The 12,529-nt window shown below is 49.1% G+C and carries 15 protein-coding genes; 2 read left to right on the top strand and 13 right to left on the bottom strand.

Annotated elements, in window-relative coordinates; genetic code table 11:
* Positions 1-7: 7 nt before the first annotated feature.
* The 3 genes from A1sIIB142_RS06620 to leuC form a co-directional block, all read right to left on the bottom strand.
* Positions 8-472, bottom strand: coding sequence for an HU family DNA-binding protein (locus A1sIIB142_RS06620; RefSeq protein WP_095693774.1), 465 nt, complete (start codon positions 470-472; stop codon positions 8-10).
* A 245-nt stretch (positions 473-717) separates the two neighbouring features.
* Positions 718-1,317 (bottom strand): 3-isopropylmalate dehydratase small subunit, encoded by a 600-nt coding sequence (gene leuD, locus A1sIIB142_RS04020; RefSeq protein ID WP_095693775.1) that lies wholly within the window; start codon positions 1,315-1,317, stop codon positions 718-720.
* Positions 1,318-1,331: 14 nt separating this feature from the next.
* Positions 1,332-2,723, bottom strand: coding sequence for a 3-isopropylmalate dehydratase large subunit (leuC, locus tag A1sIIB142_RS04025; protein WP_095693776.1), 1,392 nt, complete (start codon positions 2,721-2,723; stop codon positions 1,332-1,334).
* 70 nt (positions 2,724-2,793) lie between these two features.
* Here leuC and A1sIIB142_RS04030 point away from each other — a divergent pair, with 70 nt between their 5' ends.
* Positions 2,794-3,513, top strand: a complete 720-nt coding sequence (locus A1sIIB142_RS04030; RefSeq protein WP_095674970.1) for an IclR family transcriptional regulator — start codon at positions 2,794-2,796, stop codon at positions 3,511-3,513.
* Here A1sIIB142_RS04030 and A1sIIB142_RS04035 read toward each other — a convergent pair whose 3' ends face one another.
* Complete coding sequence (locus A1sIIB142_RS04035; protein WP_420021875.1) at positions 3,514-4,020, bottom strand: regulatory protein RecX; 507 nt, start codon at positions 4,018-4,020, stop codon at positions 3,514-3,516.
* The gene (recA, locus tag A1sIIB142_RS04040) at positions 4,020-5,099 is read right to left on the bottom strand and encodes a recombinase RecA (protein WP_095693778.1); all 1,080 of its coding nucleotides are present in this window, start codon (positions 5,097-5,099) and stop codon (positions 4,020-4,022) included. Before recA ends, A1sIIB142_RS04035 begins: the two co-directional genes overlap by 1 nt.
* 201 nt (positions 5,100-5,300) lie before the next feature.
* Between recA and yaaA the strand changes: the two genes are divergently transcribed.
* Positions 5,301-5,855 (top strand): peroxide stress protein YaaA, encoded by a 555-nt coding sequence (gene yaaA, locus A1sIIB142_RS04045; RefSeq protein ID WP_095693779.1) that lies wholly within the window; start codon positions 5,301-5,303, stop codon positions 5,853-5,855.
* A gap of 3 nt (positions 5,856-5,858) precedes the next feature.
* Here yaaA and A1sIIB142_RS04050 read toward each other — a convergent pair whose 3' ends face one another.
* The 8 genes from A1sIIB142_RS04050 to A1sIIB142_RS04085 all read right to left on the bottom strand — a co-directional run bounded on the left by A1sIIB142_RS04050 (position 5,859) and on the right by A1sIIB142_RS04085 (position 12,508).
* Positions 5,859-6,059 (bottom strand): DUF3046 domain-containing protein, encoded by a 201-nt coding sequence (locus A1sIIB142_RS04050; RefSeq protein WP_095674974.1) that lies wholly within the window; start codon positions 6,057-6,059, stop codon positions 5,859-5,861.
* A gap of 11 nt (positions 6,060-6,070) precedes the next feature.
* Positions 6,071-6,598: a TetR/AcrR family transcriptional regulator gene (locus A1sIIB142_RS04055; protein WP_223299169.1), complete on the bottom strand. Its 528-nt coding sequence runs from the start codon at positions 6,596-6,598 to the stop codon at positions 6,071-6,073.
* Positions 6,582-6,848, bottom strand: a complete 267-nt coding sequence (locus tag A1sIIB142_RS04060) for a helix-turn-helix domain-containing protein (RefSeq protein ID WP_095693780.1) — start codon at positions 6,846-6,848, stop codon at positions 6,582-6,584. The genes A1sIIB142_RS04055 and A1sIIB142_RS04060 overlap by 17 nt, the downstream gene beginning before the upstream one ends.
* Positions 6,849-6,878: 30 nt before the next feature.
* Positions 6,879-7,352, bottom strand: a complete 474-nt coding sequence (locus tag A1sIIB142_RS04065; protein ID WP_095693781.1) for a CinA family protein — start codon at positions 7,350-7,352, stop codon at positions 6,879-6,881.
* Positions 7,353-7,913, bottom strand: coding sequence for a CDP-diacylglycerol--glycerol-3-phosphate 3-phosphatidyltransferase (gene pgsA, locus A1sIIB142_RS04070; protein WP_095693782.1), 561 nt, complete (start codon positions 7,911-7,913; stop codon positions 7,353-7,355).
* Positions 7,910-9,292 carry a 30S ribosomal protein S12 methylthiotransferase RimO gene (gene rimO / locus A1sIIB142_RS04075; protein WP_095693783.1) on the bottom strand — a complete coding sequence of 461 codons (1,383 nt, stop codon included), beginning with the start codon at positions 9,290-9,292 and terminating at the stop codon, positions 7,910-7,912. The genes pgsA and rimO overlap by 4 nt, the downstream gene beginning before the upstream one ends.
* Positions 9,293-9,330: 38 nt before the next feature.
* Complete coding sequence (locus A1sIIB142_RS04080) at positions 9,331-10,062, bottom strand: helix-turn-helix domain-containing protein (RefSeq protein ID WP_095693784.1); 732 nt, start codon at positions 10,060-10,062, stop codon at positions 9,331-9,333.
* A 124-nt stretch (positions 10,063-10,186) separates the two neighbouring features.
* Positions 10,187-12,508 carry an FtsK/SpoIIIE family DNA translocase gene (locus A1sIIB142_RS04085; RefSeq protein WP_190283248.1) on the bottom strand — a complete coding sequence of 774 codons (2,322 nt, stop codon included), beginning with the start codon at positions 12,506-12,508 and terminating at the stop codon, positions 10,187-10,189.
* Between the last annotated feature and the right edge of the window lie 21 nt (positions 12,509-12,529).

Consider the following 12,529-nt stretch of genomic DNA (forward strand, 5'->3'; position numbering starts at 1 on the left):
TTAAGAATTAACGTCTCTTAACTGCCTTCTTTGCTGGCTTGCGCTTTGCAGGAGCCTTCTTAGCAACCTTCTTCTTAGCTGCTGGCTTCTTCTTCGCAGGAGACTTCTTAGCAACCTTCTTCTTCGCTGCAGCTTTTTTCGCTGCTGCCTTAGGTGCTGCCTTAACTTCTGGCTTAGGAGCTGGACCAAGTTTGCGATCTCCAGCAATAATTTCCTTGAGTGCCTTTGCAGGAAGGAAACGTGCCTTCTTTGAAGCCTTGATCTTGATTGTCTCGCCAGTGAATGGGTTACGACCCATACGTGCCTTGCGATCAACCTTCTTGAACTTACCGAAATCGTTGATCATGACGTCGTTTCCGGCTGACATGTTACGAACGATTGTGTCAAAAACTACATCTACAGCGTGTGCTGCATCTTTCTTGCTGCCGTTGAAGTGTGGGGCCAACGCAGCGATGAACTGGGCCTTATTCATTCAGTTTCCCCTTAATGAGAAGTTTTACGCTTAAATAATTAAGCTTTTGCCTAACTGCGTAAAACATAAACCTATTCATGGGGTGAGAGCGTTATTAACGCGCGCGTGTCGCAACGAATTATTTCCCTAAAAATTGCTTATTTGTGCGTAAAAAACTCTCATTCACTAATTGAGGGTTTTACACATCCCACTCACCCCTTGAAAAAAAGCATTACTACACGCTCATTTTCACACCTTAAGTGGGTTTAAATCCGTATGGGTAGCGTCTTTGGCTTATATGCCGGGCGCTTTGCTTCAAAAGCGTCGATGGAATCAGTGTGCTTCAACGTTAATCCGATGTCATCTAGCCCCTCCATCAGGCGCCAGCGGGTGTAATCATCGAGTTCAAAGCTCACTGTGATGGCGTTATAGGAAACCGTGCGCGCCTCAAGGTCGACGGTAATTGCAGTGGTTGGCTCGCTCTCGATGGCATCCCAGAGAGCGTCAACGACCGCCTGTGGAACTATTACGGTCAATAATCCGCCTTTGAGGGAGTTGTTTCGGAAGATATCTGCAAAGCGGCTAGAGATCACTACCTTGAAACCGTAGTTTTGTAGTGCCCAGACTGCATGCTCGCGCGATGATCCGGTTCCAAACTCTGGCCCGGCCACGAGCACGGTGCCGCTCTTGAACTCTGCTTTGTTGAGTACAAATTCAGGATCTGAGCGCCAAGCTGAGAAGAGACCATCTTCGAAGCCACTACGTGTCACACGCTTTAAATAGACAGCCGGGATGATCTGATCGGTATCAACATTGCTGCGACGTAGCGGAACGCCGGTTCCAGTGTGTTTAATAAACTTATCCATTTTCTTAGCCTCTCTTACAAATCTGCCGGTGATGAAAGTGTGCCGCGAATGGCTGTTGCTGCAGCAACTAATGGGCTGACCAGGTGAGTACGTCCACCTTTTCCTTGTCGTCCTTCAAAGTTTCGATTAGATGTAGATGCCGAACGTTCTCCAACGGCAAGTTGATCTGGGTTCATACCAAGGCACATGGAACATCCAGCATTACGCCATTCAGCGCCGGCATCGGTGAAGACTTTATCTAGCCCCTCCGTCATTGCTTGCTGACGTACTCGTTCAGAGCCAGGAACTACCAGCATGCGTAGCGTGGTTGCAATCTTCTTGCCTTCCAAAATTGAAGCAGCAGCGCGTAGATCTTCGATCCTGCCATTGGTGCAAGAGCCCAAGAAAACAGTGTCAATAGCTATTTTCTTCAGTGGTGTTCCAGCCACAAGTCCCATGTATTGCAGAGCACGTTCGGCGGCTCCACGCTCTTCGGCATCTTTAATTTCTGCCGGGTTTGGTACTGATGCGTTCAGCGGTAGCCCTTGTCCTGGGTTAGTACCCCATGTGACAAATGGTTCTAGCTCATCTGCATTGATTGTGATTTCAACATCGAATGTTGCATCAGCATCAGTAAACAGGCTCTGCCAATACTTCTGAGCGCCTTCGAAATCCTCCGGTGCATGTGGCTTTCCCTTGATGTAGTCAAATGTCTTCTGATCTGGTGCGATTAGCCCCGCACGCGCTCCGGCTTCAATGGACATGTTGCAGACCGTCATGCGGCCTTCCATAGACAGTGCTCGAATTGCAGAACCGCGGTATTCAATGATGTATCCCTGGCCACCGCCGGTACCAATCTGGGCAATAATTGCAAGAATAATATCTTTCGCACTCACGCCAGTTTTGAGTGTTCCTTCGACATTGATAGCCATTGTCTTTGGTCGACGTGATGGCAGCGTCTGTGTTGCAAGAACGTGTTCTACCTCTGAGGTACCAATTCCAAATGCGATTGCGCCAAATGCACCATGGGTGGAAGTATGTGAATCTCCACAAACAATAGTCATGCCTGGCTGGGTAATTCCAAGCTGCGGGCCAACAACGTGAACTACGCCTTGGTCGGCATCTCCCAGTGAGTGAAGACGGATACCAAATTCTTTCGCATTGCTACGCAAAGTATCAATCTGCAACTTTGAAACCGGATCAGCAATTGGCTTGAGAATATCTAGCGTTGGCGTGTTGTGATCCTCTGTTGCAATTGTCAGATCGGCGCGACGCACTGGCCGACCTGCAAGACGCAGTCCATCGAAAGCTTGTGGACTTGTTACTTCATGAACCAGATGCAGATCGATATAGAGCAGATCAGGTTCACCTTCTGCGCTACGAACGATATGGTCATCCCAAATCTTCTCCGCGAGTGTTTTACCCATAATCTCTGGTGCTCCTAATCTTTGTGTTAACTAAATTGCGTCTCACAGAATGGGATGCTAATATCATTCTGTGGATAAGAAGAATAGCGGAGTCGGCGTCTTAGATAAAGCCGTATACATCCTGGCCACGCTGGAATCAGGGCCCCACTCCTTGGCTGAACTCGTAGCCGCCACTGGAATTGCCCGTCCCACAGCTCATAGGCTCGCCGTTGCCCTGGAATTTCATCATCTTGTATCTCGCGATCTCAATGGTCGCTTCATTATCGGGCCTCGTTCAGGTGAATTAGCAGCTGCAGCCGGTGAAGATCGCTTGATTGCAGTGGCAACTCCGGCACTTGCCGCCCTGCGCGATGCCACCGGAGAATCTGCCCAACTTTATCGTCGCCAAGGAGATATTCGAATCTGTGTTGCAGTAGCAGAGCGTTTATCCGGTCTTCGTGACTCTGTACCAATCGGTGCATCACTGACGATGCAGGCAGGATCTGCGGCGCAAATTTTGATGGCCTGGGAAGATTCAGAGAAAATTCATCGCGGGCTTAAAAATGCCAGATACACAGCAGCACATCTAGCTGCAGATCGCAGACGCGGTTGGGCGCAATCTGTTGGCGAACGTGAAGCCGGCGTTGCATCTGTCTCTGCCCCCGTGCGCGGACCAAACGGCAAAGTTATCGCAGCTGTCTCCATTAGCGGCCCCATTGAAAGACTGGGCCGCCAGCCTGGCCGAGTACATGCCGCTGCAGTTGTGGCAACGGCGGAACGACTGAGCGAACATCTGAAATCAGGTAAGTAGTTAGTTATTAAGTAAATCGAGTTCTTTAAGAACTCGAGAAATAATGGTGAAGTTAAAGCCTTTACGGGCTAAGAGCGATTGAATGCGGCGAACCTGCACATCAGGTGCTAGCCGAGACATGGTGTTGTATTTCTTAAAGCCAAGTTCAAAAGCTGATCGATATTCAGATTCGTCATCGATGCCATAAAGTGCTTCATCAATCTGCTCTTGGGTAACACCTTTTTGACGAAGCTCCCCCGCAATGATGCGCTTTGAAATCTTCTTATGCTCATGTCGCGAGGTGGCCCAGGCAAGGGCGAATTCGCGATCATTAACCAGGCCACTTTCTTGCAGACGAAAAATGACAGCATGCGCCACATCATCTTCTACGCCACGGGTTTTAAGATGAGCGAGGAGCTCGCCCTTACTTTTTGCTCGAGTCACAAGTGCGTTAAGCGCAATTGCGTGAGCTACTTCGTAAGGGTCAGAGCCCTCGCCTCTTTCAACTTTTGCAAATTGCAGTGAAATTAGAAATCAACCTCTGCTGCAGCTTCATCGATTTCAGCAATGAGCGCTGCATCGACTTCTACGGGCACGAAGCTGGTACGAATCTTTGACTCTATCTCGTTTGCTAGATCTGGGTTATTGATAAGGAATGCACGTGAATTCTCTTTACCTTGACCTAGTTGATCTGCCTCGTATGTGTACCAAGCACCGGACTTCTTCACGATTCCGAGCTCTACGCCCATGTCAATGATTGATCCTTCGCGTGAGATTCCCACACCGTAGATGATGTCAAACTCTGCTTGCTTAAATGGTGGCGCCATCTTGTTCTTCACCACTTTAACGCGAGTACGGTTACCGACTGATTCTGTTCCCTCTTTAAGTGTTTCAATACGGCGGATATCAAGGCGAACTGAGGCGTAGAACTTAAGCGCCTTTCCACCTGTTGTTGTCTCAGGTGAACCGAAGAAGACGCCAATCTTTTCGCGAAGCTGATTGATAAAGATTGCGGTCGTCTTTGATTGATGCAGTGCGCCAGTAATCTTTCGCAGCGCTTGTGACATCAGGCGTGCCTGCAAGCCCATATGGGAATCGCCCATCTCGCCTTCAATTTCAGCGCGTGGTACCAAGGCTGCAACCGAGTCAACAACTACGAGATCAAGTGCTCCGGAACGAATGAGCATGTCCATGATTTCAAGTGCTTGCTCGCCAGTATCTGGCTGTGAGACAAGGAGTGCGTCGATATCAACGCCAAGCTTCTTTGCATACTCAGCATCGAATGCGTGCTCGGCATCGATAAATGCGCAGATGCCGCCAGCTTTCTGGGCATTTGCGATTGCGTGCAAGGTAAGAGTTGTCTTACCGGAAGATTCTGGTCCATAAATTTCAACGATACGACCGCGTGGTAGTCCACCAATTCCGAGTGCGATATCCAGTGCGATCGAACCAGTTGGAATCACTTCGATTACCTGTGCTTGTCGATCTGACATCTTCATTACTGAGCCTTTACCAAATTGACGTTCGATTTGGGCAAGTGCGGTATCTAACGCCTTTTGACGGTCAGATGATTTGTTATCTTCAGGCTTTGATTTTTCAGCAGCCACTGTCTTCTCCTTATATCTCGAACGTTGGCGAGCGCCACCGTTGGTAGTTGGCCCAGAAGGTACGGAATTCTCTGCTACGGCCCATGGCGTTATAGAGACGCTGTGGGCGAAGGCTGAGCACCGCTCTGGTTGTGCAGGGAAACTATATCCGAACATCTGTTCGAACTGTATTACCAGCCACTGACAAGTAGGGTGTGTCGCATGTTGATCCTGCTTTCCCCGTCCGAAAAGAAGCTTGCGACCACTAAACCCACCACTGCGATCTCGGTCTATACCGGGGTCCTCTATCAGGCGCTGGATTGGCCCACGCTCTCACCCGCTGCCAAGAAGCGCGGTGAATCGGTAATCGCCATTATCTCCGCCAAATACGGGGCTATTGGGCCAAGTGATCGCATTGAAAGCTACAAGCTCAAGATTGATAACAAGGCGATGCGGCCCAGTGTTGCCACCGCCCTTGATTCCCGCGAGCGCCAGCTGATTATCGACTGCCGCTCTTCGACCTATAAGAGCGTGTGGACAGCACCACCTGAAATCACGGTGGAGGTAAAGGTTTCAACGGTGGTTAACGGCGTGCGCACGGTGGTAACTCATATGTCGAAAAAGACCCGCGGTGAAATCACGCGCTGGCTGCTGCAATCTCGCGCTACGCCGCAGACTCCGGAAGATCTCTATGCCATCGTCTCTGAGAAATACCCGTGCGCCTTAACACCGGCTGCGGGTCAGCAGCCCTGGGTCTTAGAAGTCATCGCCGTTTAGGGCTTAATACCGGTACTTCTGGGTTTCATTCGGACATTGCTTACACACTGCCCGCCAAATTTCATCGGCTTCCCGTCCGGCTGCAAGTGCCTCATTGACTGTCATAGATGCAAGCTCGCTAATGGCAATATCGTGTGCGAAAGATGGCGCCCAGGATTCACCGAATGAGAGCGTTAAGCGTTCCCGCAGATCTGAAATGCGCATAGCTAAATCTCTTAAAACAATGTGCGATCGACGAGTAACTCTGCCTGCTCACGTGATTGCTTAGGAGTTATTGGCTGCATTACTTGGCCAAGGAGCCAGCGCATGGCAACTCCGGTGCCAGCTTCAGATTTGATTGCGCCATAGATGCATTGTGCAAGGGTGAGATAGAGCGGATTTTCTGAATGAGACATGATTGCTATTAGCATCTGCCCATCGTGAGTTCTCATGGAAGCAAGTGCGGTATCGGCTGAGACTTCACGAGACAAGATTTCTAGCGCATCGGCAGGAGTACCGGCGCGCTGGGCCAACTCCACAAGTCGTTCTACCTCAGCAGTTAAGAGGGCAAGTAGAACCGCACTCTTATCTCGGTAATGGTTATATAAAGTGGCGCGAGATACTTCAGATGCATCGGCAATTTCAATCATGGAAACATTAGAAATGCCGAACTGGGAAATTAGTTTCTTTGTTCCTTCGAGGATTGCACTCTCAGTACGGCGGTGTATCCCGCCTTGCAGTAGGTACTTAGGCTGCGTCGACAACAGAGAGCTTTGCACTTTCACGAGATGCGAGTTCGTGAGTTACTCCGGTCATGACCGAAGAGAGAGTCAGGCCGAGCGCTTCGCAGATTGCATTGAGAAGTTCAGAAGAAGCTTCTTTCTGTCCGCGCTCTACTTCCGACAGATAACCCAGTGAGACGCGTGCTTCCCGCGCGACATCGCGAAGAGTGCGAGATTGAGCTGTGCGAGCGTTACGAAGTGTGTGACCAACTGCTTGGCGTAGAAGAACCATGGCAACGCTCCTTTTGAATTTCATGAGGTACTAAGCGCTAAGGATACGCGCAAAGGTACCGATTGCGCTGGATATAGCGCCTTGGCGCACGCCATCGCGCCCGCCATCCAGGGTAAGCGTCAGGCTTTGATTGATGGGCCCACGAATTGCGATCCAGACTGTTCCTTCGCGCACCCCTTGATAATCCCCGGGGCCGGCTACGCCCGTTGTTGAAATCGCCCAGGTAGTTGCAAACTTATTCTTTGCACCCTCTGCCATTTCAATCGCAACCTCTTCACTGACTACTTTGTATTGATCAATGACTGATTGCCCAACACCAAGTTCGTGCACTTTCACATCTGTGGTGTAGGAAATGATGCCACCAAGAAAAACCGCAGATGCACCCGGCACCTGGGTAAGTGCGAAACCAAGTCCCCCACCAGTCAGAGATTCAGCAACGGAAAGTGTCTGACCACGGGAAGTTAAGGTTTCAATAATTGATTGCGCCGGAGATTGTGTGGCCATCTATTTAACCTTGCCTTTGCCCGCACTTGTGCGCCAGGCGTTGATGTATTCATAGGCACTGGTGAGTGTCAAAATGATTGCCACTGAGATAAATGCGAACTTAAACCAATCAAGGGAAGCTGGCAGTGGAAGCACGAAGAAGCCCACACCGAAACCCTGGAAGAAAGTCTTTAACTTTCCGCCCTTGCTGGCAGGAATTACACCATCTCGAATAACAAGTAAACGAAAAATTGTGATTCCGATTTCACGAGCGAGGATAAGTATCGTCATCCACCACGGAAAGCGGCCAAGGATGGAGAGTGAAATCATCGCCGAGCCAATCAGCGCTTTATCGGCTACTGGATCTAAAAAGGTGCCAAGGGCTGTGATGCGATTCGATTGCCGCGCCCACTTTCCATCAACAAAATCTGTGAGTCCTAAGAAGAAGAATATGGTCCAGGCAATTATTTGATTGCCAGCGTTATCTCCCCCATCAAGAAAGAGAAAGTAGACACCCACCGGAATAAAAAGAATTCGAGTAACTGTCAGCCAATTCGGTGTGATGAATGAAGGAATTCTCATTGTGCCTGCGCCACCAAATCTGCGCCCATCGATTCAATAATCACCGCATCGACATACTCACCGACAGCAAATGAGGTGCCAATAAATGATGTTGTGCCATCTACTTCAGGCCCTTGATGAGCCGCGCGTCCTTCTTGTAGTTCGGCATCTTCAATGAGAACCCGCACATGTTCACCGATGCGAGCTTGTGCGCGCACTGAAACCATTTCATCAGCTAGTGAAGACAGTGACTCTACTCTTTGGCGAATTACCTCATCAGCGACTTTATCCGGAAGATCTATCGCCTCCGTATTATCTTCATCGGAATATCCAAATACTCCCACTGCATCTAACTTTGCTTCCGTTATAAATTCAGCTAAATCGTTGTAATCGGCTTCGGTCTCACCGGGAAAACCAACGATGAAATTTGATCTGATTCCGGCCTCGGGTGAGAGTGCGCGGATTTGCGTGATCAGGTGTAGGAATTTTTCTGAATCACCAAAACGGCGCATCCGACGTAACACTGTAGGGCTTGTATGTTGGAAGGAGAGATCAAAGTAGGGCGCAACTTTTTCGGTCTCAATCATCGCTTGCAGCAGTGATGGTCTCATCTCGGCAGGCTGCAGGTAAGAAAGACGTACTCGCTCAACTCCAGAGATTTCGGCAAATTCATGAAGAATCTTCTCCATCAACTTGATATCACCGAGGTCCTTGCCATAACTCGTGGTGTTCTCACTGACCAGAAAGAGTTCACTCACGCCATTATTGGCCAGCCATGTGGCTTCTTGCAGAATCTCAGTCGGCCTACGTGAGATAAATGAGCCTCTGAAATATGGAATTGCACAGAAGGAGCAGCGACGATCACAGCCTGAAGCAATCTTTAGTGGCGCCCAGGGTGCATCTCCTAGCCGCTTACGAAAGAGCGAACCACCAGCACCGACAGCTGATGCAAAACTTTCATCGCGCGCAGCTGCGCGTTCAACTGGTGCGATGGGAAGTAGTGCGCGACGATCGCGCGGAACGTGTGGCGTATGCGCGTTACCGCTAATAATTGATTGCAAGCGTTCTGAGATATCTTGATAATCATCGAAACCTAGAATTGCATCTGCCTCCGGAAGGGCTTCAGCCAGCTCTTTGCCATAGCGTTCTGCCATGCAACCCACGGCTACAACTACCTTTGTGGTGCCATGACCCTTAAGTGAGTTCGCGGCATATAGGGCATCGATTGAATCCTTCTTCGCTGATTCAATAAAACCGCAGGTATTAACAACTGCGACCTCTGCAGATTCAACGTCTGCGACCAGGGTCCAGCCATCGGCGGCTAATCTGCCAGCGAGTTCTTCTGAGTCAACATCGTTACGGGCGCACCCCATAGTGACAATAGCTACGGTGCGAGACATGAAGGTGATGTTACAGGGTTATCGGTGAGAAATCTTAATTAGCGAAAGGTGCGACGGATTTCCTGATTCTGTCCGCCGAGCGGGCTCAATAATTTTCCATTATGTGTCACATCCACACCTGCCGGATTACTCAGGTAAATGCTGACCGAGGTGGCACCAGTGTAACTCTTGGTTTCACCTTGAAATATTGAACCTTTAATAACACTTTTGCCATCAACGACCACATTGATAAATGAATTACCTCGTGAGGCTTCTAGTACTAGTGAGACAGATCCGGTTGAAGGCGATGCTGAGGTGGAAACGGTAGGTGCCGGAGTTGGTGTGGCCTCTGGTGTGACTGAGGCAACCGGTGATGGTTTAGCAACAACTTCCGGAGTTGTGACCGAGGATTGATTTGATACTACGATCTGAATAGAACCAGCGACAACCAAGATGGCGATAGAGATAAGCGCCGGTAACTTCCACGATATTTTTCGAGCCTCACGAGGGATTGTTCCAACATTGTTATCAAGGAGCTGATCGTGAATACCTCTATGTTCTGATGAGTGCTCAGCGTTGTACATTTCAACAAAATAATCTGCAGCTAAACCAAGTCGAAGCGCAATATTTTTAAGGTGTCCTCTTGCGTAGATGTCGCCACCACAATGTGAAAAATCATTGAGCTCCATTTGCGAGATTAATCCGGCTCGCACACTAATCAGCGAGGCTAACTGATCTTTAGAAATGCCAGCAGCCTCGCGTTGATCGCGTAGTTCGCTGCCTGTGCTCATGAAGGTCCTTCATCAAAGATGCCAATCAGGTGACAAGTTTAACAACTTATTATTCCGGTTGAGAACAGATTTGGCTGGTGAAGATAATTCTCACCCGCAAAAACCACACCAAATTTACCTGCTGTTAATAGTCGCGAAGCGTGGCAAGCACAGAGTCAATCTCATCTTGTTTGACCAGGACCGTTCTGGCCTTGGAGCCTTCAGAGGGTCCTACGATTCCCCTAGATTCCATCAGATCCATCAATCGTCCGGCCTTTGCAAATCCCACTCGCAACTTTCGCTGCAACATAGAAGTTGAACCAAATTGAGTGCTGACAACTAACTCAACGGCTTGAATGAGTATCTCTAAATCATCGCCAATTTCTTTATCAAGATTCCTATTTACCTGTGCCACCTGTGTAACGTCATCACGATAACGTGGTGAAAGTTGTTTCTTAACATGGGTTGTCACCGCTTCAATTTCGCGCTCTGACACATAAGCGCCTTGGATTCTTATCGCACGGCTTGCCCCCATTGGGATAAAGAGCGCATCACCTTGGCCGATGAGTTTTTCAGCTCCAGGGCTATCGAGAATAACTCGACTATCGGCGAGTGATGATGTTGCAAAAGATAGACGTGAAGGAACGTTCGCCTTAATCAGCCCTGTGACAACATCCACACTTGGGCGTTGTGTAGCTAGCACTAAGTGAATACCTGCAGATCTTGCCAACTGTGTGATTCGCACTACCGATTCTTCTACTTCGCGCGCAGCAACCATCATGAGGTCAGCTAACTCATCGATGATCACAAGTAGGTACGGATATGGCTCAACGATGCGATCTGAGCCCGGAGGCGTCACAACTTTTCCAGCACGAACAGCCTTATTAAAATCATCAATATGTCTAAAGCCAAAAGTTGCAAGATCTTCATAACGAAGATCCATCTCACGCACAACCCAGGTGAGCGCGTCCGCTGCCTTCTTCGGATTGGTAATGATCGGAGTAATCAGATGTGGAATACCTTCATAGGCAGTGAGTTCCACGCGCTTTGGATCTATCAAAATAAGGCGCACATCATCAGGTGTAGCACGCATCAAAATCGAGGTAATCATGGCGTTAATCATGGAAGATTTACCCGCACCGGTGGCACCAGCTACTAATAAGTGAGGCATTTTCGCAAGATTTGCGCAGACAAAATTTCCTTCAACATCTTTGCCAAGTGCAACCAGCATTGGGTGGTGATCTTGCCCGGCAACGCTAGAACGCATGACATCGCCTAAAGCGACAATTTCACGATCGGCATTAGGGATTTCAATGCCGACCGCAGATTTACCCGGAATCGGGGAAAGAATTCGCACTTCGTTGCTGGCAACAGCGTAGGAAATATTCTTCGATAATGCGGTTATTCGTTCAACTTTAACCGCATTTCCCAGCTCAACTTCATAGCGCGTCACAGTCGGCCCGCGCATAAAGCCTGTGACCTCAGCATCAATTTCAAATTGTTTAAATACTTCAGTCAGTGAGGCCACAACAGCTTCATTGGCTTTGCTCTTCGCCTTTGCAGCAGGTCCTAGCTTGAGTAGATCATGTGAAGGCAGCTCATATTTGATATCACTGGTGAGCAAGAGTTGCTCAGGACGCCTATCACTTTTAGGCGCCTCTTTAAGTTGTGCCTCCAAAGGAGCTCTGGGAATCTCAACGGTGAACTCTTCATCGAACTCTTCTTCATCAATCTCATCTTCGGCCTGATTCCAGGCGACCACAGGTGATTCAAAAGGTGGTGTATCTGAAATCTCAAACTCATCCTTGCTCCGTGATGGCTTTTTAGACCAGAGCCAGATGAAGATGACTTTAAGTTTTATCCCCACCTTTGAAATTGGGGTGGCAGTGATAATGAGAAGCCCAAAGAGAAAGATTGCAATCAGAACTGGATAAGCAAGCAGTGATGTCATCAGAGCAACCAACGGCAACGCTACCCAGTACCCAAGTAAGCCACCGCCTTCTCTGATTGCAGTAGCACCTGTGGCATTTACTGCCCCAAGTGAACCGTTAAGCAGGTGTGCTAAACCTGTGGTGCTTACTAATAACGTGAGTGTTCCAATAGTTATTCGACCGGTGACATGAGCATCATCAGGTTTTCTAAAGAGTCGCACTGCAAAGTAGAGCAGAACAAGCGGTGCTAAAACACCGATGCGACCAAATGCCCCGTAGAAAAATGAATAGAGATTGCGTCCCACATAGTTATCTGCCTGAAACCAAGTTCCAGCCAATGCTGCCAGTGAAGTTAAAAGAACTAGGAGCGCAGCGCCATCTCGATGATGTTCTGGATCTAAATCTCGCGCACCCCGTGCAACGAATCGAACTGATGCACCTAAAGATTTAGCAAGGTAGTGCCAGAGTATGGCTAAGCCGCGACCGATGGAGCCCAGTGCTGAGCGTGCGGATGTGCTTTTCTTTTTCTTAGCCACACATTCAATCTTAGGTGGAGA

It is taken from the genome of Candidatus Planktophila versatilis (assembly GCF_002288345.1).
Lineage (GTDB): Bacteria > Actinomycetota > Actinomycetes > Nanopelagicales > Nanopelagicaceae > Planktophila > Planktophila versatilis_A.

Excerpts from the sequence above, each read along its gene's own strand:
- A1sIIB142_RS04080 (WP_095693784.1), bottom strand. The coding sequence starts at position 10,062 with ATGAGCACAGGCAGCGAACTACGCGATCAACGCGAGGCTGCTGGCATT.
- rimO (WP_095693783.1), bottom strand. The coding sequence starts at position 9,292 with ATGTCTCGCACCGTAGCTATTGTCACTATGGGGTGCGCCCGTAACGAT.
- pgsA (WP_095693782.1), bottom strand. The coding sequence starts at position 7,913 with ATGAGAATTCCTTCATTCATCACACCGAATTGGCTGACAGTTACTCGA.
- A1sIIB142_RS06620 (WP_095693774.1), bottom strand. The coding sequence starts at position 472 with ATGAATAAGGCCCAGTTCATCGCTGCGTTGGCCCCACACTTCAACGGC.
- A1sIIB142_RS04065 (WP_095693781.1), bottom strand. The coding sequence starts at position 7,352 with ATGGCCACACAATCTCCGGCGCAATCAATTATTGAAACCTTAACTTCC.
- yaaA (WP_095693779.1), top strand. The coding sequence starts at position 5,301 with ATGTTGATCCTGCTTTCCCCGTCCGAAAAGAAGCTTGCGACCACTAAA.
- leuC (WP_095693776.1), bottom strand. The coding sequence starts at position 2,723 with ATGGGTAAAACACTCGCGGAGAAGATTTGGGATGACCATATCGTTCGT.
- leuD (WP_095693775.1), bottom strand. The coding sequence starts at position 1,317 with ATGGATAAGTTTATTAAACACACTGGAACCGGCGTTCCGCTACGTCGC.
- A1sIIB142_RS04060 (WP_095693780.1), bottom strand. The coding sequence starts at position 6,848 with ATGGTTCTTCTACGCCAAGCAGTTGGTCACACACTTCGTAACGCTCGC.
- A1sIIB142_RS04050 (WP_095674974.1), bottom strand. The coding sequence starts at position 6,059 with ATGCGCATTTCAGATCTGCGGGAACGCTTAACGCTCTCATTCGGTGAA.